The 21,162-nt window shown below is 66.7% G+C and carries 24 protein-coding genes; 9 read left to right on the top strand and 15 right to left on the bottom strand.

Going from position 1 to position 21,162, the window contains the following annotated elements; translation table 11 throughout:
• Positions 1-320: IS5 family transposase (locus DDE10_RS10290; protein WP_284734568.1), on the bottom strand; the 320-nt coding region annotated here is incomplete at its 3' end.
• Positions 321-792: 472 nt separating this feature from the next.
• On the opposite strand from DDE10_RS10290, the gene DDE10_RS24055 reads away from it, so the two are divergent.
• The 3 genes from DDE10_RS24055 to DDE10_RS10275 all read left to right on the top strand — a co-directional run bounded on the left by DDE10_RS24055 (position 793) and on the right by DDE10_RS10275 (position 3,792).
• Positions 793-1,143, top strand: coding sequence for a helix-turn-helix transcriptional regulator (locus DDE10_RS24055; protein ID WP_432653724.1), 351 nt, complete (start codon positions 793-795; stop codon positions 1,141-1,143).
• A gap of 435 nt (positions 1,144-1,578) precedes the next feature.
• Positions 1,579-3,372, top strand: coding sequence for a calcium-binding protein (locus tag DDE10_RS10280; RefSeq protein ID WP_114952655.1), 1,794 nt, complete (start codon positions 1,579-1,581; stop codon positions 3,370-3,372).
• A gap of 36 nt (positions 3,373-3,408) precedes the next feature.
• Positions 3,409-3,792, top strand: coding sequence for a hypothetical protein (locus tag DDE10_RS10275; RefSeq protein WP_114952654.1), 384 nt, complete (start codon positions 3,409-3,411; stop codon positions 3,790-3,792).
• Positions 3,793-3,891: 99 nt separating this feature from the next.
• Here DDE10_RS10275 and DDE10_RS10270 read toward each other — a convergent pair whose 3' ends face one another.
• Complete coding sequence (locus DDE10_RS10270; protein ID WP_114952653.1) at positions 3,892-5,052, bottom strand: tyrosine-type recombinase/integrase; 1,161 nt, start codon at positions 5,050-5,052, stop codon at positions 3,892-3,894.
• Between the two features lie 246 nt (positions 5,053-5,298).
• On the opposite strand from DDE10_RS10270, the gene DDE10_RS10265 reads away from it, so the two are divergent.
• Positions 5,299-6,075 carry a hypothetical protein gene (locus tag DDE10_RS10265; protein WP_162806533.1) on the top strand — a complete coding sequence of 259 codons (777 nt, stop codon included), beginning with the start codon at positions 5,299-5,301 and terminating at the stop codon, positions 6,073-6,075.
• A 65-nt stretch (positions 6,076-6,140) separates the two neighbouring features.
• On the opposite strand, the gene DDE10_RS10260 is transcribed toward DDE10_RS10265, so the two are convergent.
• Positions 6,141-7,055 carry an AraC family transcriptional regulator gene (locus DDE10_RS10260; protein ID WP_114952651.1) on the bottom strand — a complete coding sequence of 305 codons (915 nt, stop codon included), beginning with the start codon at positions 7,053-7,055 and terminating at the stop codon, positions 6,141-6,143.
• A gap of 97 nt (positions 7,056-7,152) precedes the next feature.
• Here DDE10_RS10260 and DDE10_RS10255 point away from each other — a divergent pair, with 97 nt between their 5' ends.
• The gene (locus DDE10_RS10255; protein WP_114952650.1) at positions 7,153-7,899 is read left to right on the top strand and encodes an SDR family oxidoreductase; all 747 of its coding nucleotides are present in this window, start codon (positions 7,153-7,155) and stop codon (positions 7,897-7,899) included.
• Between the two features lie 307 nt (positions 7,900-8,206).
• Positions 8,207-9,034: an alpha/beta fold hydrolase gene (locus DDE10_RS10250; RefSeq protein ID WP_284734567.1), complete on the top strand. Its 828-nt coding sequence runs from the start codon at positions 8,207-8,209 to the stop codon at positions 9,032-9,034.
• 22 nt (positions 9,035-9,056) lie between these two features.
• Here the strand turns inward: DDE10_RS10250 and DDE10_RS10245 are convergent, their stop codons facing one another.
• Complete coding sequence (locus DDE10_RS10245) at positions 9,057-9,470, bottom strand: DUF6491 family protein (RefSeq protein ID WP_114952648.1); 414 nt, start codon at positions 9,468-9,470, stop codon at positions 9,057-9,059.
• A gap of 157 nt (positions 9,471-9,627) precedes the next feature.
• Positions 9,628-9,903 carry an alpha/beta fold hydrolase gene (locus tag DDE10_RS10240; RefSeq protein ID WP_114952647.1) on the bottom strand — a complete coding sequence of 92 codons (276 nt, stop codon included), beginning with the start codon at positions 9,901-9,903 and terminating at the stop codon, positions 9,628-9,630.
• A 28-nt stretch (positions 9,904-9,931) separates the two neighbouring features.
• Here DDE10_RS10240 and DDE10_RS10235 point away from each other — a divergent pair, with 28 nt between their 5' ends.
• The gene (locus tag DDE10_RS10235; RefSeq protein WP_114952646.1) at positions 9,932-10,648 is read left to right on the top strand and encodes a methyltransferase; all 717 of its coding nucleotides are present in this window, start codon (positions 9,932-9,934) and stop codon (positions 10,646-10,648) included.
• 40 nt (positions 10,649-10,688) lie between these two features.
• Here the strand turns inward: DDE10_RS10235 and DDE10_RS10230 are convergent, their stop codons facing one another.
• From DDE10_RS10230 to DDE10_RS10190, 9 genes are all read right to left on the bottom strand, one after another.
• Positions 10,689-11,309 (bottom strand): CPBP family intramembrane glutamic endopeptidase, encoded by a 621-nt coding sequence (locus DDE10_RS10230; RefSeq protein WP_114952645.1) that lies wholly within the window; start codon positions 11,307-11,309, stop codon positions 10,689-10,691.
• A gap of 76 nt (positions 11,310-11,385) precedes the next feature.
• Complete coding sequence (locus DDE10_RS10225; protein WP_114952644.1) at positions 11,386-11,718, bottom strand: GNAT family N-acetyltransferase; 333 nt, start codon at positions 11,716-11,718, stop codon at positions 11,386-11,388.
• 22 nt (positions 11,719-11,740) lie between these two features.
• Positions 11,741-13,441, bottom strand: a complete 1,701-nt coding sequence (locus tag DDE10_RS10220; RefSeq protein WP_114952643.1) for an FAD-dependent oxidoreductase — start codon at positions 13,439-13,441, stop codon at positions 11,741-11,743.
• The gene (locus tag DDE10_RS10215) at positions 13,438-14,280 is read right to left on the bottom strand and encodes an alpha/beta hydrolase (protein ID WP_114952642.1); all 843 of its coding nucleotides are present in this window, start codon (positions 14,278-14,280) and stop codon (positions 13,438-13,440) included. The genes DDE10_RS10220 and DDE10_RS10215 overlap by 4 nt, the downstream gene beginning before the upstream one ends.
• A gap of 25 nt (positions 14,281-14,305) precedes the next feature.
• Positions 14,306-15,187 carry an alpha/beta fold hydrolase gene (locus tag DDE10_RS10210; RefSeq protein WP_114952641.1) on the bottom strand — a complete coding sequence of 294 codons (882 nt, stop codon included), beginning with the start codon at positions 15,185-15,187 and terminating at the stop codon, positions 14,306-14,308.
• Positions 15,188-15,235: 48 nt separating this feature from the next.
• Entirely contained in the window at positions 15,236-16,039 is an 804-nt protein-coding gene (locus tag DDE10_RS10205) for an alpha/beta hydrolase (RefSeq protein ID WP_114952640.1), read from the bottom strand.
• A gap of 122 nt (positions 16,040-16,161) precedes the next feature.
• Complete coding sequence (locus DDE10_RS10200) at positions 16,162-17,745, bottom strand: PAS domain-containing sensor histidine kinase (protein WP_162806532.1); 1,584 nt, start codon at positions 17,743-17,745, stop codon at positions 16,162-16,164.
• A 23-nt stretch (positions 17,746-17,768) separates the two neighbouring features.
• The gene (locus DDE10_RS10195) at positions 17,769-18,134 is read right to left on the bottom strand and encodes a response regulator transcription factor (protein WP_114952638.1); all 366 of its coding nucleotides are present in this window, start codon (positions 18,132-18,134) and stop codon (positions 17,769-17,771) included.
• A 73-nt stretch (positions 18,135-18,207) separates the two neighbouring features.
• A complete protein-coding gene (locus DDE10_RS10190; protein WP_284734566.1) occupies positions 18,208-18,861 on the bottom strand; it encodes a response regulator transcription factor in 654 nt (217 codons plus the stop codon).
• A gap of 71 nt (positions 18,862-18,932) precedes the next feature.
• Between DDE10_RS10190 and DDE10_RS10185 the strand changes: the two genes are divergently transcribed.
• Positions 18,933-19,418: a Rid family hydrolase gene (locus tag DDE10_RS10185; RefSeq protein ID WP_114952637.1), complete on the top strand. Its 486-nt coding sequence runs from the start codon at positions 18,933-18,935 to the stop codon at positions 19,416-19,418.
• Positions 19,419-19,563: 145 nt separating this feature from the next.
• Complete coding sequence (locus tag DDE10_RS10180) at positions 19,564-20,262, top strand: pirin family protein (RefSeq protein ID WP_114952636.1); 699 nt, start codon at positions 19,564-19,566, stop codon at positions 20,260-20,262.
• A 57-nt stretch (positions 20,263-20,319) separates the two neighbouring features.
• On the opposite strand, the gene DDE10_RS10175 is transcribed toward DDE10_RS10180, so the two are convergent.
• Positions 20,320-21,072: a L,D-transpeptidase family protein gene (locus tag DDE10_RS10175; protein WP_284734565.1), complete on the bottom strand. Its 753-nt coding sequence runs from the start codon at positions 21,070-21,072 to the stop codon at positions 20,320-20,322.
• Positions 21,073-21,162: the final 90 nt, after the last annotated feature.

The raw sequence follows: 21,162 nt of genomic DNA, 5'->3' as shown, positions 1-21,162 counted from the left end.
GATCGGAACCCTCCTCGACCACTTCCAACCTGCCGAATGCGCGAACTACCTCGCAAACAGCGGATATGCTTCAGTCTAAGATGATCATGCTCTAGCCGGTCCCAGACGCCCGCCTTTCGCCATCGCACGAAGCGGTTGTAGCAGGTGGTGCGCGGGCCGTAGCGCTCGGGCAGGTCACGCCACGGCGCACCGGATCGCAGCACCCAGAAGATGCCGTTCAGCACGCGCCGGTCGTCAACACGCGGCACACCTCGCGGTTTGTTGGGTAGCAGCGGCTCGATCACGCGCCACTCAAAGTCGGTCAGGTCATATCGGCTCATGTGGAGCCTGAATCAGAACTCGGCGTGTACTGAAAGCCATCGTCTATGAGCACGACCCGCTGAGCCTGGGCCGGTTTCGCCACAACTGGGCGGTCGCAAGAGAGTAGCCGCCCGTGCTGTCTGGCGTGAGAACAATCAGAAAGTCACGGTCGTCGCGTATCTGCGCATGGGCTACGGCGGTTGCCGGAACTACCCGCCTGCGCTCAACACCTCGAACAACTCGCTTGATCTGAATTTGCAGCCGATACGCGTTAGCCCAGTTCGGAAGCGGATCAGTGCCTTGCGCAGTTGTCTCACTGACCGTCCTGATCCGCCCGACCACGGCCAAATCGCCGCATCCGAACTCCAGCCTCTGCACCGGTTGCGCGGTCGCGCATCCAGCCAAGGAGCAAAGCATCAGCAGCCAAATTCCAGAGCGCATGGCCGAGCATAGTATGCGCGGCCATCGCCATCCACCCATCAGACGCAATTTATGGGTTCACGACCTAGTCCCACGCACTGCAGTCAGGATCACGCCATGCCCGAAACGCCCGACCGGATCCTTCGCCTGAAAACCGTTCTCAGCCGTACGGGCCTCAGCCGCTCCACGCTGTATCGGAAGATGCAGGACGGCAGCTTCCCGCGCAACGTGCGGATCAGCACTCGTTGTGCCGGCTGGCGGGAGTCAGCCGTCGAGACTGGATGCGCAATCCCATGTTCTATTCGACTGAGGATCATCCGCCGCACTGAAATCAAGACAGGCAGCTTCCTCACGATCGTGCGTGCGTCTGCCCTTCGGACGAGACCGGGAGCGCATCACTCCAGCACAAGGATCGCTAGTTAAGCTCAGCGGCGTCCTTCAACTGCCAACGAACACGCACCAACCATCCAACGCAGCGCTGTGCACACCCGCATCCATCCATAGCACCCGCTCATATGCCGTAGGATTGCGGTATTGCTCCCCTACTTTAAGGATGCAATCCTCAAGCAGATCCACGATTCGTCTTCTGGGGCGGGCTCTTATTGTAGTGGCTTGACTTCACCGGTTGTTATGCTGGTCATTCTGTGATTACGCGGTCCTTGGGATATACTGGACGTCTGTAATATTGAATGCCTTTGTTAAAGCATTTATAGATAGGTTACTGCAATCATTCTTAGAGGGTGTTTTGCTTGTTCACGGGCTCGGCTAATCCGCTGTGCATTGGTATTAGAGATATACTGATACTCCATACCATTCAAGTCCGCGACACTGCCAGGGCGCCCAGTGAGGAGTGAGATCATGAAGCCAACGATTCGCACCATTTTCGCGGACGACAACGACCGCCCAGCCGCCAACGCTGAAGCGATAGCTGATGGATTCTCGGTGGCCGAAATGATCTTCGGTTCAGATCGGCCTGAGGCTGAATTTCCCGCTCCAGTTATCATGTCCAACTCGTCCTCCACGACGGAGGTGACAAAGATCCTGGTGACGGCGCATTCCCTCAGCGCCGAGACGTTCGCTGCCTTTGGATACATTAGCCTTGGCTGGCATGGCGCCATGCCAGCAGGAACGGGCGCGGCTTGGTGGCCCGTCGCTCTTCCGCCGCAGCCAACCCCTCGAGATCAAGCGCTAACGCAACTGAGCACGCACCTGCGCGAGGATAGCCAACTGACGGAGAGCGATTTGGCTCTCATGCGTCAATACAACATTGAACTAAGCGATCTTCTTCGGCCTGGCATATATCAGGCGGAGTTTAATGTAGCCTTCCTTGGCGAACATAGGCAGTGGGTCCGGGTCAATGAAGACGGTAAGTCTGATCTGATCACTGCATCACCTTCAGCTACAGGCACACTCGACATCAGAATTGAGAAATTCGAGGATTCTGACCACGGCAGGCTACGCATGAGCGGGGAAATTCGCTTCGCCGTTGCATCAGCGACTGTCGGTAATGATCAACTGACCGACACCCTCTGGGCACAAATGGTCGCTGAGGCGATAGAGCACGATAGTCGCGGGCTGAACTATCACTTTCTCGGCCAAAATAGTAACTCAGCATTTGCGACCATCGGTGCTGCAGCTGGCTTAATAGGAAGGGAGGACTGGGGCAATTCGGCGCCGGGCATTTCAACTGACCTAAACGATGTCGATCCTAGTACACAGCCACCTAAGGTCCCCGTCGGTTCGTCCTCCTCCCTGAATGGGACCTCCGGCAATGACAACCTGAACGGTTCGACCACGTCTACCGTGATCCACGGGTTTGCCGGAAATGACGTCTTGTACGGCAACTCCGGTGGCGACCACATCGATGGCGGTGCCGGCGCCGACCAGATTTTCCTTGCTGGTGGCTCCGCCGTCGGTGGCGACGGCGATGACAATATTAGCGCGATGAGCAATAGAAGTGTGACGCTGAGCGGCAACCTAGGCAACGATACGATAACAGGAAGCGGGAAGGACGACGCTCTTGGCGGAGGGTTGGGCTCCGACACCCTGAGAGGGCTACTGGGCGACGATAGGATCGAAGGAGGCGACGGGGATGACTTCCTATTTGGTGGCGACGGCAACGACATATTGATTGGCGGCGCAGGGATAGACGTCATCCACGGAGACGCTGGCAAGGATGCAATATTGGGGGAAGATGGTGCCGACGAGATTTATGGTGGGGCGGGCAACGATGCGCTTAGCGGCGGCGGCGGCCGAGATACGATCAAAGGTGGAGACGGCGACGATCTGATCAGGGGCGGAGCGCTTGCGGATCAGCTCTGGGGTGGCCCAGGTGCCGACACCTTCGTCATCGCCTACAAGGGCAACGACTGGTTCGGCGTTACCGACTCCTACTGGGTCCGCTCGGGCTCGGCGCCGGGAGGATACGTGCTCGAGGTCGATACCATCCATGATTTCCAGAGTGGCATAGACAAGATCGACCTGAGGAGCTTTGCGCCTTATGGGGCCGATCACTCGTCGCTCTATTTCCTCCCCGAAGGGAACGGGATGAGGGTCGGCTGGCTTGTTGATGTTGGAGGAGCCTACGGCTTTGATGGCGAGGTCTTCCTCGCAGGAGTTACGAGCGTTTCAGCGTCGGATTTCCTGTTCTAGAAGGGCCTAACGTTCGCACGAGGGAGCAAGTGAGGCATGTTTTTTCAGCGCTTGGCGATGTTCGTCGCCTCCGGAATCATGGCTAGCGGCTGCGCAAATCCCGAGTTCCCGAGCACCCCGCTGTTCGAGGGCCTTGTTGAAGCGGGCTACGAGCGCGGCGAGAACCTTCTCCGCGAGCGTATCGAACAACGATACAAGGTGGGCGATAGCGAGGCTGGGCTAGAGGATTATTTGCGCTCGCAAGGTCTCGAAACGACGCGGATGGAGCAATCAGGCGCACCGGGATTGCCTATTTATGGCGAATCGCATGTAACCACGGATGGGATCTGCGGCCATATCGTCCACGTGAATTGGCGGGCCGACGAGGCCCGGATCATCAGAGAGCTTGTAATTGACTATTCGGACCAAGGTTGCCTTTAGGTCTATATTTGGCACTCAAGCGGTTAAGGGGTTTGCCGGCGCCTCAACCTGTCATCGCGCTGGGGGTACAAGGTTGCCCGCCCACGCTCCCCCTGCAGTTCAGAGGGCGAGTGTCGCCAATGCCTCCGCCGCAGCATGACGGCACAAGTGCCCATAATGTCGCTCGATCATCTCTACGCTTGTATCGCTGATCTGAGCGATAGTGAGCAGCGGGAGACCTCCGTTCACGAGATCCGTGATGGTACTGTGCCGAAGGGTATAGGCAGTGGTCCCCGACGGAAGCTGGGCTTTCCTGACGGCATTCGCGATCGGAACCTTCCAGCTCCACCGGCCCCATGCCTTACCGTTGGACTGGGCGAAAAGCGGCGCCCCCGGAAGCTTTCCCTTTGCTTGAGCTGCAAAGAGCTCAGCCGCCTTCGCTGGAACCAGGATGCGACGCGGCTTGCCCGTCTTGTCCTTCCCGATCGTCAGCTCGGAGGTGCGTCGGTCGAAGTCTCCGGCCGCGAGGCTCGCCACCGCACCGGGCCGAAGCGGGAGCAGGCAGAGCGCGTTCACAAATGCCTTTGCCGGTCCATCTACGGCTTCCAGCAGCGTTCGTCTCTGCGACTTGTCGAGATAGAGCGTCCGCTGCCGGTCCGCATTGCGGATCGGCTTCAGGGCCTCGTGCCATGCGGATTCGGTCTGCGGCGTTCCCGGCGGCAGGACCTTGTTCAGCGCGGCTCTAAGCACCGCCATTTCGCGGTTCACGGTCGCGGGCGCTCGAATGCGGAATAGCTGATTCCCCTTCTTTCGCCTCGTTACCTGCGCTGGCTTCGACTCCAGGCCCTTTCGCCACTCCTGGAGGTGGTGCCGTCGAAGCTTGGAGAGCTTCAGCTTCGCGATTGAATCGCTGTAGACCAGCCTCTCAAAACGACCGGCGGCCTCCGTGTTCACTGCGGCATATCGACGGCATGCCTCCGCTACGGTCTCGACGATCTCCTTGGGAACACCCCCGGCCTCGACGAGATCGGCGAATGCTTCGGCCTCTTTCTTCGCCGCTGCGAACCGATCCCGCAGCGGCAGCGATCCGAAGTCGCCCAACGCCTTCAACCGATAGGCCGAATTATCCTCGTCATACGCGCGCGCGACCCATGTGCCCGCACCCTCCCGTGCAGAAGGTCGATATCCGAGGAAGCATTTCGGCCGAAGCCTTTGCCAGTGCGGCTCGCGGCGCGAGGCCAGCATTTCGCGCGATTTAACCCTGCTGAGGTCGAGTCCCATAAGCTCCCTCCGCAATTCCGTACGGAAAATGTACGGAAAACATGGTGGGAGAATCTTGGACCAACTGAAACTCGGAATCAAGTTTTTCTAGTGACTTAGCGCGTCCCAGGAAATCCCACTACCTCCCTTTTCTAGGCCCTCCGAAGGCAGAGGCCACAGGTTCGAATCCTGTCGGGTGCGCCATCTTTCACTTTGTCCAGTCCGGACCGTGGACAGGTCACCGCCATCCCCTTAGGCTCGGGCCAGTTGATTGCCGGCAACAGCCCCCTCGTCACTTTGTGGATAGGTCCGGCCCTGGGCCGCGTGGAACGCGCCTGCCTGCGATCGGCTCTGCGGCACGGACACTCGGTAACGCTCTATTGCTACAGCGAGCCGCAGGGTGTGCCGGAAGGCGTCACGGTGGCCGATGCGGCCGAGATCTTGCCGGAGAGCCGGATCATCCGGCATCGGTCAGGCAGCGTGGCGCTGTTCAGCGACCTGTTCCGCTATCATCTGCTTGCCAGAGGGCTGGGGACGTGGATCGACACGGACGTCTATGTAGTCCGGCCGATCGACCAGGCGCGCCCCCATCTGTTCGGCCACCAAAGCGTCAACGTCCTGAATGGGGCCGTGCTGCGCCTCCCGGCGGACTCGCTCATGCTGGCGGCGCTGCTCGACTTGTTCGAGGAGCGGGACGTCCCCGACTGGCTGAGTGCGGAGGAACGCGAAGCCGCCGCGGCACGGTTGCTGGCCTATGGCAGGACCGGCCTCGCGCTGATGCCGTGGGGCACGGCCGGCCCGGATGCCATCACGGCGCTGGCGCATCGGTTCGGCGTCTATGACCAGGCTTTGCCGCAACAGGCTTTCTATCCGGCACATGTCAGCCAATCGCGCTGGCTGCTCGATCCGACGAACAGGCTCGAGGATGCGGTTCTGCCCGACACGATGGCGATTCACCTCTGGTCGAACCTGATCCGGAATTGGAAGGACCAGCCGGCGCCGGCCGGCACCGTCCTGGCGCGGCTCCATGCGGAAGGCGCCTAGCGCCGAGAGCCCACCGGAAGACGAATGAAGCCCTGACGTCCGCAACCGGCCACCTGGCGGCTCGGCTAAACCGGCGCCGCAGCGGCACCCCGCCCATAGGCGCTCGGCGGCACGCCCACCGTGCGGGTGAAGGCGACGCTGAAGGTGCTGGCCGAGCTGTAGCCGACGCGCTCGGCGACCTCCGCGACGCTCCCGACTTGCCCGTCGCGCAACAGGCCCTTCGCCAGGGCCATTCGCCAGTGGACCAGATATTCGATCGGGGAGAGGCCGACGGCGCGCCTGAAGCGGTCGAAGAAGATCGAGCGGGAGAGCCCCGCCTCCCTTGCCAGTTCCACGACCGTCCACGGGTGGGTCGGGCGCGCATGGATATGTCGGAGGGCGACCGCCAGGCGCGGATCGGCGAGACCTCGAACGAGCCCCGAGGGCGCCTTGGAACCGGTCGTCGAGCGAAAGGCCTCGATGAGCAGCACCTCGATCAGGCGCGCGAGGACGGCGTCGCGCGCGGGCCGGTCGCCCCGCGATTCCTCGTCGATGAGCTGGACGAGGGTGGACAATCGCGCCTCGCCCGGAATGTGGACGAGCTGCGGCATCAGGGACACGAGCAAGGCCGCGTCCGCCGATCCGAATGCGCAATAGCCGACCACCATGCGGGTGTCGGGCTCCCCGTCCTGGCAGCCGAGCCGGTAAAGCCCCGGGCGGAGCTGAACCGGCATCGTCTCGGCGGCCTCTTCGATGTCCGCGAGGCCGCTGGAAACGGCGAAGTCGTAGGCGGATGGGATCAGGGCGAAGTCGCCCGGCTCGAGGATGATCGCCTCGTGCGGCGGAACCGACAGGCGGACGCGGCCCTCCATGACCAGGCAATAAAAGGGCTGCCCCTCCTCGGAACGGGAGACCAGCCAGGGCCCCTTCCCCAGCGTCACCTTCGAGAAGGCGGCGCTCGGCCGGAGCAGCTCCACCACCTGGGCGAGCGGATCAATCATATCCGGACTCCTGCAAATGAAATATGGACATCCGCTTGTAGATCGTCCGGCGCCGAAGGGATAGCTCCCATGCACCCCAGATGGATAGGAGCCACGAATGAACACGATCCTGATCACCGGATGCTCGTCAGGCTTCGGCCTCGAAACGGCGCGCTACTTTCTCGACCGGGACTGGCGGGTGATCGCCACGATGCGCACGCCGCGCGACGGCCTTCTTCCCCCGTCCGATCGCCTGCACGTGCTTCCGCTGGACGTGACCGATGCCGAAAGCATCCGCCGGGCGGTCGACGCCGCCGGTCCGATCGACGCGCTGGTCAACAATGCCGGCATCGGACTGCTCAGCGCCCTGGAAGGCACGAGCACGGATACGGCGCGCGAGCTTTTCGAAACGAACACGATCGGCACCATCGCGATGACCAGCGCAGTGCTTCCCCAGATGCGAGAACGCGGCGCCGGCGTGATCGTCAACGTCACCTCCAGCGTAACCCTGAAGCCGCTTCCGCTCCTGTCGGTCTACCGGGCGAGCAAGGTGGCGGTGAACGCCTTCACCGAATCCCTGGTCCCGGAAGTCGAGCCGTTCGGCATTCGGGTCCGCCTGGTCCTGCCCGGGCGCGCGCCGGACACCAGCTTCGGCGACAATGCGCGCGAGCGCATGGCGGCGGGCTTTCCCGAGGCCTATGGAGAGATGGCGCAGGGCCTGTTCGCAGGCTGGCAGACCGAGACCGAATCCACGCGGACCGTCGACGTGGCCGAGGCCGTGTGGCGCGCCGCGACCGATCCGTCCTGCCCCCTTCGCCTGGCCGCCGGAGCGGACGCCGTGACCTGGATGCGCGAAGCCGCTTGAGCGAAAGTTCGACCGACAGGGACCGAGCCGGCGCGGCGCCGGCTCGGCCCTGCACCCCGTCACCGCCTGACCAAAAGCAAGGTCGGCGTCGATCACGCCGGCACGGCGGTCAGCACGCCGCGCGAGTCGACCCCGGTCGCGCACGGCCCGACTCATCCCTTGGTATGGTGGCGTCATCCCAGCGGATAGCCGGTTCATGCTCGGGTGCGATTGCCCGGGAAGCGGAGGATTCCGAGACTGGATGCCTCGGCACGAAGGATTTCGTGGCGGGATGGCCGAAGCAAACCAGCAACAAGAGGATTCGCTCGTGACCCAGAAGATTGGCGCCGTCGCGCTCGCTGCCGCTGCCGCTGCCGCTGCTCTGACTCTGTCCGGCGCGGCGCCGGCTCAACCTGCCGGCGAGCGCGCCGCCGCCGCCACGATCGTCCTCGTCCATGGCGCCTTTGCCGACGGTTCGGGGTGGCGCGCCGTCTATGACGACCTCAGCGCCCGCGGCTACCGGGTGGCGATCGTGCAGAATCCGCTGACCTCGCTCAGCGATGACGTGAACGCGACAGTCCGCGTGATCGACCGCCAGCCCGGACCCGTCCTCCTGGTCGGGCACAGCTGGGGAGGAACCGTCATCACCGAAGCCGGCATTCACCCCAAGGTCGTCGGCCTGGTCTACGTCTCGGCCTTGGCGCCCGACGCGGGCGAGACCACCGCCCAGCAATATGAGGGCTTTCCCGCCGCTTCCGAGTTCGTGATCGATACGCAGGCCGACGGCTTCGGCTTCGTCAATCCGGAGCGGTTCAAGGTCGGCTTCGCGGCCGATGCCGACGATGCCGATGCCGCCTTCCTTCGTGACTCGCAGGTGCCGATCGACATGTCGGTGTTCGCGACGCGCCTGGAGAATGCCGCCTGGCGGTCCCGGCCGAGCTGGGCGATCATTGCGCGCGACGACCGCGCATTCGGGGCGGGCATGCTTCTCCACATGGCTCGCCGGATCGGCGCCGAGATCACCGAAATCCCTGGCAGCCACGCCGCCTTCCTGACCCAGCCGCGAGCGGTCGCCGACGTCATCGATCGTGCGGCCCGCGCAACCGCGCGCACGGCCGCGCCCGCAGCGGCGGCGGGCCGGCGAGAGCAGCCTTAGGCCTGGCGCATGCGCGCCTTCGCTAGGGCCTGACGCGCGCCGGCAGGGCGGCGACCTCCTCCGGCGTCAGCGCGCTGACCAAGCGGACCTGGCAGCGCTGGGGACGGCCAGTCGGACCGCGGGTGACAATGGACGTACCCAAGGCCGATCCGGTGCAGACCATCGCGCTGCCGGTGGTCGCCAGCCGGACACGGCTAGTCAAGTCGACGTCGGGACAGGCTCCCATCAGGTCGAGGCGGTAGACATCGGGCCCGACACGCAGATGGACGGTCGTGGGGTCGGCAGAGCGGAAGTTGCGGACGCTGCGGGTGGAAAAGCATCGCGGCGCCTGCCGCGACGCCCCCTGCGCGCCCAGGCCGGGATCGTCGGATCCGGCCGCACAGCCGCCCGCGGTCAGGAGAAGGATCGCCGCAGCCCCGAATGAAGGTCTTGCCATATCGCGTCTCCGTCGGATGTCGTCCGCTCCCACGGGAACCCCGTCCTCGCGCCTATGGCTATCGGCGCCGCGAGAGCCGCGACATCGGGACAAACCCGGTCAAGGCTCGAATCGAGACCCGATCCACGGAGAGCCGCTTCCGGCCGACCGCTTCGATCTAGGCGTCCAGGAACACCCGCATCGTCTCGACGAACCGCCTCCAGGCGCCGTCGCCCTCGAGCAGGATGTGATTGCGCCCCTCGAGTGCCAGGAACCGCGCGCCGGGAATGGCTCTCGCGAGCGCGCGTCCCGCCTCGAACGGCACCATCGCATCGTCGCGGCAATGGGCGACGAGGGTTGGCACGGTCACGCCGGACAGGAGGGGACGGACGTCCGACGTGGCCGCGACGAGTTGGTAGGCGCAGACCTGCGCGCCCCCCCTCGACCGCGGCAGCCCGACCTATGTCGGTGGCATCCTCGAAATGGCCAATGCCCGCCTCTACCCGTTCTGGGCCGACCTGACGTCCGCGTTGCGGACCGGAGAGCCGCAGAACGAGATCAGGCATAGCGGCGAGCCGATGTTCGACACGCTTTACGCGGATCCGGCGCGCCTGGAGCAGTTCACGGACGCGATGACGGGCGTGTCGATGGCGAACTTCGAGGCCTTCGCCGCGCGGTTCGATTTCACGCGGTTCAAGACGATGGCCGATATCGGCGGCGCCACCGGCCAGCTCTCCTGCATCGTCGCGCGGCACCATCCGCACCTCGCTTTCTCGACCTGCGATCTTCCGGTCGTGCAGCCGATCGCGGAGCGGCGGATCCGCGCGGCGGGCCTCGCCGGCCGGATCGAGGCGGTGCCGCTCGACTTCCTCACCGAGGAGTTTCCGAAAGCGGACCTGATCACGATGGGGATGATCCTCCACGACTGGAATCTCGAGCAGAAGAAGAGGCTCATCGCCAAGGCCTGGCGGGCCCTTCCCGAAGGCGGCGCGCTGGTGGCGATCGAGAACGTCATCGACGACGCCCGCCGGACCAACGCCTTCGGACTGCTGATGTCGCTCAACATGCTGATCGAATTCGGCGACGCCTTCGACTTCACCGGCGCGGATTTCACCGGCTGGTGCCTCGAAGCGGGCTTCAGCCGATGCGAGATCCTGTCGCTGGCCGGGCCGGCGAGCGCCGCGATCGCGTACAAATAGCCGAATGCGGGTGCGGCGGTGCCGCACCCGCATTCGGCGCTCAGGCCCGGACCACGCCTTGCCGGACGAGCTCGCCCTGGAGCGCCGCGATCGCCCAGACGTCGAACAAGGCGTGCGCCAGCATCACCCCGACCAGGCTCCCGGTCAGATGATAGACGAGGCCGAAGGCCAGGCTGATCACGAAGATGAAGGCAGCGATCCCCACGGAGGCGAGGTGGATAAAGGTGAAGAGCAGGCTGACCACCAGTATCGCCGCCCAGACCGGCAGATGATCGCCGGCCAGGGTCTGGAGGCCGCCCCGGAAAAGCGCTTCCTCGCCGACGCCCGCCGCGAAGGCGAGGATGAGGATATGGGTGGGCCGGTAGCGGCGGCCGTGGGAGAACAGCATGCGCTGGCGATCGGCGGCCCATGCCATGAAGCGTGGAAAGGCCCGGGAGATCCCCTGCATCGCGCCGATCATCGCGCCGCCCATCGCGAGCGCCACGACAAGGTCGCTCGCCCGCCATCGGATGAACCCGTCAAGGTCCCGGCCCGAGAAGTGCCAGATGAGGAGGCCGATGCCGGCAAAGACAATCCCCTGAGCCAGCACGAGCAAGGCGATGTTGCGCGGCTCGTCCAGCCAATGCCGCGGCTCCGTCCGTTGCTCGTCGATCCCGCTCATGCCGACCTCCCGGCGCCCGCGAGGGCCAGGACGACGTGACTAGCATCGAGCCGGGATCGGTCCAGCCCGGACCGGGTCAGCCGTCGACGATGTCGGAATATTCGGGGTGCCTCGCCGCAAAGCCTTGCAGGAAGGGACAGCGCAGCACCGCCTTGCGACCGCTGGCGCGGATCAGCTCGAAGGTGCGGGCGGCGAGGCGGGAGGCGATCCCCTGGCCGCCATATTCGGACGGCACCTCGGTGTGGGTGAGCACCAGCCGGTCGCCGTCCACCCGATACCAGGCGGCGGCGAGGCCGTCGGGAAGCGCGAGCTCGAAGCGGCGCATCGCCGGATTCTCGACCACCGCGAGGCTTGCGACATCCAGGGCGAACGACGAGGCACCCTCTCCGCTGCCGCCATCGTTGCTCATTCTCTCCTCCCTTGCAGAGCCGTCACGACCGCGCCCCGATCGCCGCGACGGGCGCGGCGACGCCCGGCGGGGGCGCCTCCCGGGCGAGATAGAGGTGGAGGGCCGCGACAACCTGGGCGCCGTCGCCGACGGACGCGGCGACGCGCTTGACCGAGCCGGCGCGAACGTCGCCGACCGCGAAGATGCCGGAGCGGCTGGTCTCGAGCGGCAGCCGGCCGCCGCTGCAGGCGCCGCCGGTGAAGACGAAGCCCCGGGCATCGGTCTCGAGGCCGGCGCCGCCCAGCCAGTCGCTGTTCGGATCGGCGCCGATGAACAGGAAGAGATGGCGGATGCGCCGCATGGTCTCCGCGCCCGACTTGCGGTCCCGCACCCGGATCGTCTCGAGCGTCGTCCCCTCGCCCTCCATCGCGCTGATCTCCGCTCCGGTCACGGTTTCGACGTTGGCGAGACCGGCGATGCGCTCGACCAGATAGGCGGACATCGTTTCCTCGAGAGGCCGCCGGGCGATCAGCACGACGCGCTTGGCATGTTCGGCGAGGAACACGGCCGCCTGCCCGGCCGAGTTGCCGCCGCCGACCAGGGCGACCTGCTCGCCGAGACAGAGCCGCGCCTCGAGCGGAGACGCCCAATAATGGATGCAGTCGGCCTCGAACCGGTCGGCCCCCGGCACGTCGAGCCTGCGGTAGCGGGCGCCGGTGGCGATCACCACTGCGCGGGCGCTGACGCTGTCGCCGTTGGCGAGCCGCAGCCGGTAAGCGCCTTCGCCGTCCGCCTCCAGCATCGTCGCCTCGTCGGGAATGGCCATCTCGACGCCGAACTTCTGCGCCTGGGTAAAGGCGCGTCCCATCAAGGCCATTCCGGTGATGCCGGTGGGGAAGCCGAGATAATTCTCTATCCGGGCGGACGCGCCCGCCTGTCCGCCGAAGGCGCGGCAATCGAGGACCAGCACCGACAGGCCTTCCGACCCGGCATAGACGGCAGTGGCCAGGCCGGCCGGGCCGGCGCCGACGACCGCCACGTCGAAGCGCCGGTCGGGATCGATCGGGCTGACGAGGCCGATGCAGCGGCCGAGCGCGTCCTCGGTCGGATTGCGAAGCAGCTGGCCGCCGGCGCAGAGCACGATCGGCAGCTGCTCGGGCGCGATGTCGAACCGCTCCAGCAGGATGTGGGCATCGGCGTCGGTCTCGGGATCGAGATGGGTGTGCGGGTGGCCGTTGCGGCCGAGGAAGTTCTGGAGCCGCAGCACGTCGCCGGAGCCGGCATGGCCGACGATGACCGGACCGCCGCCGCCGCTCTCGATCAGGCCCATTCGGCGCAGGATCAGGGCCCGCATGATTCGCTCGCCGATTCCGGCTTCGGCGACGAGCAGGGCGCGCAGGCGCTCCGGTCTGATCGCGACCACCTCGACCGGACCTTCGGCGAAGGCGTCAACGAGAGCGGGGCGGCCGGAAAGCTGGGCGATCTCGCCGAGGAAATTGCCGCGGCGGTGCACCGTGATCGGCTCGGATCCCTGGCCGCTGCGCTGACTGACCGCGACCGCTCCCGAAAGGACGATGGCAAGGCCATGGCCGGCTTCGCCGACACGGACGAGGGCCTCGCCGTCGCCGAAGGCGCGCCGCTCGCCGAAACGCTGCAGTCGCTCGATCTCCGTGTCGGTCAGTTGCGGGAAAGCCTGGTCGCGGCGGGCCTCGACGACGGAGACGGCGGGACGAGTCGGGCTCATGCCGCCACCGCGGCGGCTGGGGTGGCTGGGGCGACCGGAGCCGTTGCCGGCTCGGGCAGACGTCGGATCCAGTCGAGCATGGTTCCCGCCACCTCCTCCCAGCCCGGCTCGTGCGTGAGGAAATGCGATCGGCCGGGGAAGCAGACATAGTCCGTCCGCCCCGGCGCGTCGCGTTGGATCGCGAAAGCCGCGCGGGAAAGTCGCGGGGAGATCAGCCGGTCGGCGTCGCCGCCGCTGATCAGCAGAGGCTGCGTCCGCCGCTCGGGGCGGACGCGGGTTTGCAGCCCCAGAGCGGCCTGGTGGAAGATCCGCCCTGGCGCCGGAATGACGAAGCGCGCGAACGCTTCGTCGACGAGGTCGGGCGGCGCGGCATTGGCGAAGAGCCGGCCGAAACGCGCGCGGCTGAAGGCGTAGGGCCGCTTCCAGCCGTTCGGGCGAAGCACGATCGGCGCGATCGCCCGAAGCGCGGTCGGGCCCGGTATCGCGCCGCGGATCGGCGCCGGATTGAGCGCCACGCCGGCAGCGCCGACTCCCCGGTCGAGCAGCAGCTGGACGAGGAGCCCGCCGAACGAATGCCCGATCAGGATCGGCGAGCCGCCGAGCCGGCGAATGAAATCCTCATGGGCGTCGGCGATGTCGCCGACGCCCAGGCGCCCGAAGGCGGGAGGCGGCGCCGCGCGAAACGCGGCGGCCGCTTCCTCTCCGCTGCCGAAGGGAGGGAGGCCCGGCCAGGCGGGCGTATGGACGGCGAAGCCCGCCGCTTCGAACCGCCGGCGCAAGGCGTCCCAGAAATCCGGGGTCACCCAGGCGCCGTGAACGAGGACGATATGGCGGGACATTGGCAGGCCTCCCTCCGGAACGGCGTCAGGCGGTCATCGGCATGGCTGGCCGGAGTTCCGCCCCGCCGGTCAGAGGCTCGCCGCAAATGAAGGCGAGGAGATCGGCATTGAGGATGTCGGGATGGGTGGACAACATGCCGTGCGGCAGTCCGTCATAGGTCTGCAGCGTTCCCTGGCGCAGCAAGGCGGAGGAAAGCGGCGCCGAATCCGGATAGGGCACGATCTGGTCATCGGTGCCGTGCGCGACCAGGACCGGGACGTCGATCGCCTTCAGATCCTCGGTGAAGTCCGTTTCGGAAAAGGCCTTGATGCACTCGTAATGCGCGTTGGCGGCGCCCATCATGCCCTGCCTCCACCAATTGTCGATCAGGCCCTGCGAGACCTGCGCGCCGGGCCGGTTGAAGCCGTAGAACGGCCCGGTGGGCAGATCGATGTAGAATTGCGCGCGATTGGCGGCGAGGGCTTCGCGAAGGCCGTCGAAGACCTCGATCGGCGTCCCGTCCGGATTGGACGGCTTGCGCACCATGACCGGCGGGATCGCCGCGACCAGGACCGCCTTGGAGACTCGCCCGGCCTTGGCCCTGGCGACATAGCGGGTGACCTCGCCGCCGCCGGTCGAGTGGCCGATATGGACCGCGCCCTTGAGATCGAGCGCGTCCGTCAGGGCCGCGACGTCGGCGGCATAGGTGTCCATCTCATGCCCGGTGGCGGACTGGGAGGAGCGTCCGTGACCACGGCGGTCGTGGGCGATGACCCGATAGCCCTTGGCGAGGAAGAACAGCATCTGATTGTCCCAGTCGTCCGCGCTCAGCGGCCAGCCGTGATGGAAGACGATCGGATCCGCGTCGCGCGGGCCCCAATCCTTGTAGAAGATTCGGGTGCCGTCGCTGGTGGTCACTTTGGGCATGTTCTTCTCCTTCTGCTTCGGGGGGGTGGGGGGTGGATGAGGCCGGGCTCAGGCGGCGACGCGGGCGGGCGCCGGCCGCTCGAGCGCATGACGCTCGGCCCAGTCGAGGGCGAAGTCGGCGACCACCTCCCAGCCCGGATCCATGCAGGTCCAGTGGGAACGGCCGGCGAATTCGCGATAGTCGGTCGTCGACGGCGCACGGCGCTGCTTCTCGTAGATGGCACGGATCATCCGCGCATCGGCGATCAGGTCGAGCTCACCGGCGATGAGCAGCAAAGGCGGCCGCTTTGGATTGGCCCAGTCGATCTTGAGCGTATCGACGACGCCGTCCCAATAGACCTTGCCCGGGGTCGGGACGATGTAGCGGTCGTAAAGCTCGTCGGCCCGGTCCTTCGGCACGGTCTGGGCGAAGCGGCGCCTGAAGAAGCGCCGCGACATCGTCTTCAGCTTGCGCCGGCTGAACGGATCGATGAACACCGGCAGCGCCGACCACAGCGCATGGCGGCCGAGCGGCACGCCCGGCGTCGGCGCCGTGTCGATCGCCACGCCGACGGCGCCGAGGCCGCGATCGAGCAGATGCTGGACCGCGACGCCGCCCATCGAGTGGCCGATCAGGATCGGCGGCTCCGGCAGGGCGCGGATCAGGGCGTCATAATGGTCGATGATCTCGCGCTGGCCGACGGCGGCCAGCTCCGGCCGCGGGCTCGCGCGCAATTCGGCGGGGTCACGGTCGTCGAACGGCCAGTCGGGAGCGAGAACCTCATAGCCCCTGGCCTCGTAACGGCGCTTGAATCCTTCCCAGCTCTTCGCGTTCAGCCAGGCACCGTGGATGAGCATGATCGTCTTGGACACCGCCCTCTCCTTTGCGTGAGCCCCGGACGAGCTCGTCGGGACGGTCGGAGCATGCGTCTTGCCCCGTCGGCGGCCAATTCTACGTGGGGCTGGGCCTCTAAGACTTTCGTATAGGTCGAGGGTCAGGCGAGGACAGGAAGGGTCACCACGAAACGCGCGCCGGGCCCATCCGGGCGGTCTCCCGCTTCGATGTGGCCGCCATGCGCCTCGATGATCGACCGGCAGATCGGCAAGCCCATCCCCATCCCGCTCGCCTTGGTGGTGAAGAAGCCGTCGAACAGCCTTTCGGGAACGGCGCCGCCGAAGCCCGGACCCTTGTCCTCGAACAGGATCCGCACCGCCTGCGGCCCCGCCTCGGTGGCGATGTCGAGGCGGGCGGCCGTCTCGTCGTAGCCCGCCATCGCCTGCATGGCATTGACGGCGAGGTTGACCAGGACCTGCTGGATCTGGACCCGATCGGCATGGACCGGCGGCAGCCCCCCGGCCAGCGACAAGGCGACGGCGACTCGGTGGGAATCGAGGTCGTGCCTCAGGAAGGCGATGGTCTCCTCGACGAGCGCATTGACACAAAGCTCGGCGCGCTCCGGCTCGCGCCGCTGTGCCATGGTACGGACGCGCTGGATGATGTCGGCGGCGCGGCGGGAGTCCGCGGCGATGCGGGCGAGGACGGCGCCGACCTCGTCGAGATCGGGCTCGGGCCGCTCGAGCCAGCGCAGGCCCGCCCCGGCATTGGCCGAGATCGCGGCGAGCGGCTGGTTGACCTCGTGCGCGATCGAGGCGGTGAATTCGCCCAACGTGGCGACGCGCGCGGCATGGGCGAGGTCGGCCTGGACCTTGCGCAGCATACGCTCCGCCCGAAGCCGGTCGCCTATGTCGATGACGCCGAGCAGGACGACGCCCTGCTTGCGGCTCTCGGCCGACCAGGAGACGGTGAACAGCGCCTCGATTTCCCGTCCCTGGAGATCGAGCAGCCTCGTCTCGCTGATCAGGTGAGGCTGCTTCTCCAAGGTCGCGGCGAGCGCTTCGACGAACAGGGGCACGCTCGCTTCCGGCCAGAAGCGCTCGACGCCGTCCCCGACGATCTCGTCCTTCGAGGCGGCCCCGAACAGCGACAGCGTGCGGGCGTTGACGTCCAGGACTCGAGCGACGCGCATCGCCTCGCGCACCAGCTCCGGATGATCGGCCAGATAGGCGCGAAGGTCTGCGACCCCGGCGCCGCGCAACGGCAGCAGCAGCGCGCCGACGCGGTTGAAGTCGATCTCCCAGAAGGAGACTGCCATCGCCTCGAAGAGATTGCGGAAGCGATAGTCGTTCAGCCGCAACGCCGCCTCCGTGGCGCGGCGATCGGTGACGTCGCGGCCGGTCTCGACGATCCGCCCGGCCGATCCGGCCGCCGAGGCGCGCAGCGACCAGCGCAGCTCGACCACCCGCTCACGGCCGTCGCGGGCCCGGCGCGTCACCTCCCCTTCCCAGCTTCCGGCGGCCTCCAGCCCCGCATCGAGCGCTTCGAACGACTCGCCTCTCATGTGGGGAAGCAGCTCGGCCTGCTTGCGGCCGACCGCCTCGGCGCGCGTCCAGCCATATTGATGGGCGGCGGCGGCATTCCATTCGACGATCGTGCCGGCAAGGTCGCGAACGATCACCCCGTCATGGACCAGGTCCAGGATGCCGGCGCCTTCCGACCTGTCCGCTTCGGCATCCCGCATCCTGTCCTCCGCCGCCGGAGCGATCATGCCGCGAGCGCGCGCTCCACACAATCGATCAGCGCCTCGCTCTCGAACGGCTTGGCGAGCACGCAGAAGGCGCCCCTGTCATGCGCCTCACGCTCGACGGCAGGCCCGAGCAATGCGGTGATCACGATCACCGGGACGGAATAGCCCAGGTCGCGTAGCCGGCCGATCAAGGCAATGCCGCTGGTTCCCGGCAGGTGAACATCGGCGATGACGCATCCGCAGCGACCGTCGCGGACGGAGAGATAGTCGTCCGCGCTGGCGAAGCCGCGCGCCTCGTAGCCGAAGGAACGCAGCAATCCGACCAGCGCCGCACGCAGCGACTCGTCGTCCTCGACGACCGAGATCAGGGTGTCGGCGGCCATGCCCTCTCCTTCCGGCCGCAGCAGATCCGGCCGGCAACGCGATCTACCTTTCAGAAAAGCCGCAGGATCAACACTATACTTGGGTATGACCGGGGACGGAGGACGGTCGCAGCGCCTCCGCCATGCGGACCAGCTCGGCGAGCGAGCGGGCGCCCATCTTGCGCATCGCGGCACCGCGATGGACCTTCACGGTGATCTCGCTGAGGCCGAGCAGGCCCGCGACCTGCTTGTTCATCTTGCCCTCGGCGACCAGATCCATCACCTGCCGCTCCCGCGGGGACAGCGTCTCGTGGCGCCGGCGGAGACCGTCCAGCTCTCCTTCGTCGCGCCGGCGCTGGCGGTCGCGCGCGATCGCCTCGGCCACGGCGTCGAGCATGTCCTGGTCGCGAAACGGCTTGGCCAGGAAATCGACCGCGCCGGCCTTCATGCCGCGCACCGTCATCGGGATGTCGCCATGACCGGTGATCAGCACGACGGGCAGGCGGACGCCGTGATCGGCCAGCCGCTCCTGAAACTCCAGTCCGCCGGTGCCGGGCAGGCGAACGTCCAGCACCAGGCATCCCGGCCGATCCTCCTGCTGCGCGGCGAGAAAGTCCCGGACCGAGCCGTGCGCGCAGGCGTCGAGGCCGACCGACCGGAACAGGCTCGTCAGCGCGAGCCGCATGCCTTCGTCATCGTCGACGATGTGAACGATCCCCGTCTCTTCCTCGACGCCTTGCTGTGCCAAGCTGCGCTCCCCGGCTGCCCTCGCAACGAGATGCCATTGCCGGTCGGGATCGGTCAACGCGAAGGAGGCAAATGCCGACGCGCGCGGACGGGTTGCCGCCGGAAAGGCCCCGCTTTACCCTCCGGGTGACCCTGTCGACCGAGGGAGCGCGCATGACCGACCGCCGCAGCATCCCGCCTCTCTCGCCTTTCGAGGCGGAGATCGGCTTCACCCGCGCCCTGCGCGTCGGCGATCATATCCTCGTCTCGGGCACCACCGCAGCGGGCGGAGCGGACGGGTCGGTGCCGTCCGAGGCGGGCGCGCAGGCCGATCTGTGCTTCGATGAGATCGTCGGCCATATCGTCGCGCTCGGTGGACGCCGCGAGGACGTCGTGCGGGTGAGGATGTTCGTGACCGACATGACCGACGCCGACGCGGTCAGCGCTTCCTTCTCGCGGGCGATGAAGCCCGCGCTCCCGACCGCGACCCTGGTTGGCGTCTCGGCGCTGTACCGGCCTGAATGGAAGGTCGAGATCGAGGCCGAGGCGTGGGTGAAGGCCGAAGCGGCGCGGGAATAAAATAATCGATTCTAGGTTGCCGGGCGGCCGCCGGAGAATACTCGGCGTTCCCGTTTCCGCAACACGGCGTTCGAGATGGTTCGCCTTGCGACAATGCCGCCCAGGCGCCATCTCGGCTCCAAGCATGAAGTCAGGAGACGAAATCATGATCGAGCTTCGGCCCTTTCAAACCCTCGGCGGCGCCAATCACGGTTGGCTGGATGCCAAGCATCACTTCTCCTTCGCCAATTACCACGACCCCGAGCGGATGGGCTGGGGCAGCCTCCGCGTCTGGAACGACGATACGATCGAGCCGCGCTCGGGATTTCCGCCCCACCCGCATTCCGACATGGAGATCATCACCTATGTCCGCTCGGGCGCGATCAGCCACCAGGACAATCAGGGCAATAAGGGCCGCACCGAAGCCGGCGACGTCCAGGTGATGTCGGCCGGAAGCGGCATCGCCCATGCCGAGTATAATCTCGAGGATGAGGTCACCCAGATCTTCCAGATCTGGATCCTTCCCACCGAAAGAGGCGGGCAGCCGAGCTGGGGCGCCCGTCCCTTCCCGAAGGGCGAGCGATCGGGGCGGTTCGTCGCGCTCGCCTCTGGCTTCGAGGAGGATGGCGATGCGCTGCGGATCCGGACCGACGCCCGCGTGCTCGGCGCGACGATCCGGGCTGGCGAGACGGTCGACTATCCGATCGGCAAGGACAGGCGGGCCTATCTGGTGCCCGCGACCGGGGCGGTCGAGATCGACGGCGTGCGGATCAATGCCCGCGACGGCGCCGCGATCAAGGACCTCGAGACGCTGCGGGTGACGGCCATCGAGGAAAGCGAGATCGTCCTGGTCGACGCCGCCTGAAGCCAGGCCGCCGGGAGGGGCGCCCCCGTCCCTCCCGACGCGCCGGTGCGCCGGCGCTCAGGCGCGCGTCTCGCCGTCCCAGACGATGACGCGGTCGCCGACGCGCGCCACGCCGAAGAGCAGCGCCGCGAATTCCCTGGGCAGGCCGATACAGCCGCGGGTGGCGAGATCGTCGCGAAGCTCCGGCGAGCCGTGCAGGGCTACGCCGTCCCAGGTCAGCCGCATCATGTGCGGCATCGGCGCGTCGTACAGATTCGAGACGTGGTCGGCATCCTTCTCGAGGATCGGAAACTCGCCGAGAGGCGTCGGCTTCTCGTTCGCCCCGTAGAGCAGGCTGGACCGGCCGATCTCCACCCCGCCGCGATAGACCGAGATGACGCGTCCGCGGATATTGGCCACGATGACGGTCGGGCCTTCCTGCGGGATCGGCTGATCCGTCCACACATATTCGCCCGGGCGCAGCCAGTGCGGAACGTCCAGCTCGCGGCGGAGCTGGACGGCTTCGAGGATGGCCGCGGCCGTGGGCGCACGGCCGCCGAGAAGCGAGCCGTCGCCGGTTGCGGAAACAGCCGGGACGACGGCAGCGGCGGCAACGGCCGGCGCGGCAACGACCGGCGCGGGAGCCAGCGCCGGGGCAGCGGCCGGCGCGGCAGGTCGCATGGCGAGTGCGGTGGCGGCCGGAGCGGTCGCGGCCGGACTTCCCTGGGCCGAGACGAGGGTTGCCGTGTGAAGAAGCAGGCCGAGACTGCCGCCGGCAAGCAGCACGCGGATGAAGCCTGCCGTCAGTCTGGCTGCGCTCGTCCTCGACATATCCACCTCTACGCGACCGCCGGCGAAACGAGGCCGGCCAGCATTCTAAACGCCTCGAACCGACCGGAAGACAAGGCCCGGGAATCGACC

The sequence above is a fragment of the Sphingosinicella terrae genome, from assembly GCF_003347635.1.
Taxonomy (GTDB): domain Bacteria; phylum Pseudomonadota; class Alphaproteobacteria; order Sphingomonadales; family Sphingomonadaceae; genus Allosphingosinicella; species Allosphingosinicella terrae.
Note: the sequence above shows the minus strand (reverse complement) of the source record. Positions and strands in the feature narration are given on the sequence as shown.

Excerpts from the sequence above, each read along its gene's own strand:
- DDE10_RS24055 (WP_432653724.1), top strand. The coding sequence starts at position 793 with ATGGGTTCACGACCTAGTCCCACGCACTGCAGTCAGGATCACGCCATG.
- DDE10_RS10280 (WP_114952655.1), top strand. The coding sequence starts at position 1,579 with ATGAAGCCAACGATTCGCACCATTTTCGCGGACGACAACGACCGCCCA.
- DDE10_RS10275 (WP_114952654.1), top strand. The coding sequence starts at position 3,409 with ATGTTTTTTCAGCGCTTGGCGATGTTCGTCGCCTCCGGAATCATGGCT.
- DDE10_RS10270 (WP_114952653.1), bottom strand. The coding sequence starts at position 5,052 with ATGGGACTCGACCTCAGCAGGGTTAAATCGCGCGAAATGCTGGCCTCG.
- DDE10_RS10260 (WP_114952651.1), bottom strand. The coding sequence starts at position 7,055 with ATGATTGATCCGCTCGCCCAGGTGGTGGAGCTGCTCCGGCCGAGCGCC.
- DDE10_RS10255 (WP_114952650.1), top strand. The coding sequence starts at position 7,153 with ATGAACACGATCCTGATCACCGGATGCTCGTCAGGCTTCGGCCTCGAA.
- DDE10_RS10245 (WP_114952648.1), bottom strand. The coding sequence starts at position 9,470 with ATGGCAAGACCTTCATTCGGGGCTGCGGCGATCCTTCTCCTGACCGCG.
- DDE10_RS10235 (WP_114952646.1), top strand. The coding sequence starts at position 9,932 with ATGGCCAATGCCCGCCTCTACCCGTTCTGGGCCGACCTGACGTCCGCG.
- DDE10_RS10230 (WP_114952645.1), bottom strand. The coding sequence starts at position 11,309 with ATGAGCGGGATCGACGAGCAACGGACGGAGCCGCGGCATTGGCTGGAC.
- DDE10_RS10225 (WP_114952644.1), bottom strand. The coding sequence starts at position 11,718 with ATGAGCAACGATGGCGGCAGCGGAGAGGGTGCCTCGTCGTTCGCCCTG.
- DDE10_RS10220 (WP_114952643.1), bottom strand. The coding sequence starts at position 13,441 with ATGAGCCCGACTCGTCCCGCCGTCTCCGTCGTCGAGGCCCGCCGCGAC.
- DDE10_RS10215 (WP_114952642.1), bottom strand. The coding sequence starts at position 14,280 with ATGTCCCGCCATATCGTCCTCGTTCACGGCGCCTGGGTGACCCCGGAT.
- DDE10_RS10210 (WP_114952641.1), bottom strand. The coding sequence starts at position 15,187 with ATGCCCAAAGTGACCACCAGCGACGGCACCCGAATCTTCTACAAGGAT.
- DDE10_RS10200 (WP_162806532.1), bottom strand. The coding sequence starts at position 17,745 with ATGCGGGATGCCGAAGCGGACAGGTCGGAAGGCGCCGGCATCCTGGAC.
- DDE10_RS10195 (WP_114952638.1), bottom strand. The coding sequence starts at position 18,134 with ATGGCCGCCGACACCCTGATCTCGGTCGTCGAGGACGACGAGTCGCTG.
- DDE10_RS10185 (WP_114952637.1), top strand. The coding sequence starts at position 18,933 with ATGCCGACGCGCGCGGACGGGTTGCCGCCGGAAAGGCCCCGCTTTACC.
- DDE10_RS10180 (WP_114952636.1), top strand. The coding sequence starts at position 19,564 with ATGATCGAGCTTCGGCCCTTTCAAACCCTCGGCGGCGCCAATCACGGT.
- DDE10_RS10175 (WP_284734565.1), bottom strand. The coding sequence starts at position 21,072 with ATGTCGAGGACGAGCGCAGCCAGACTGACGGCAGGCTTCATCCGCGTG.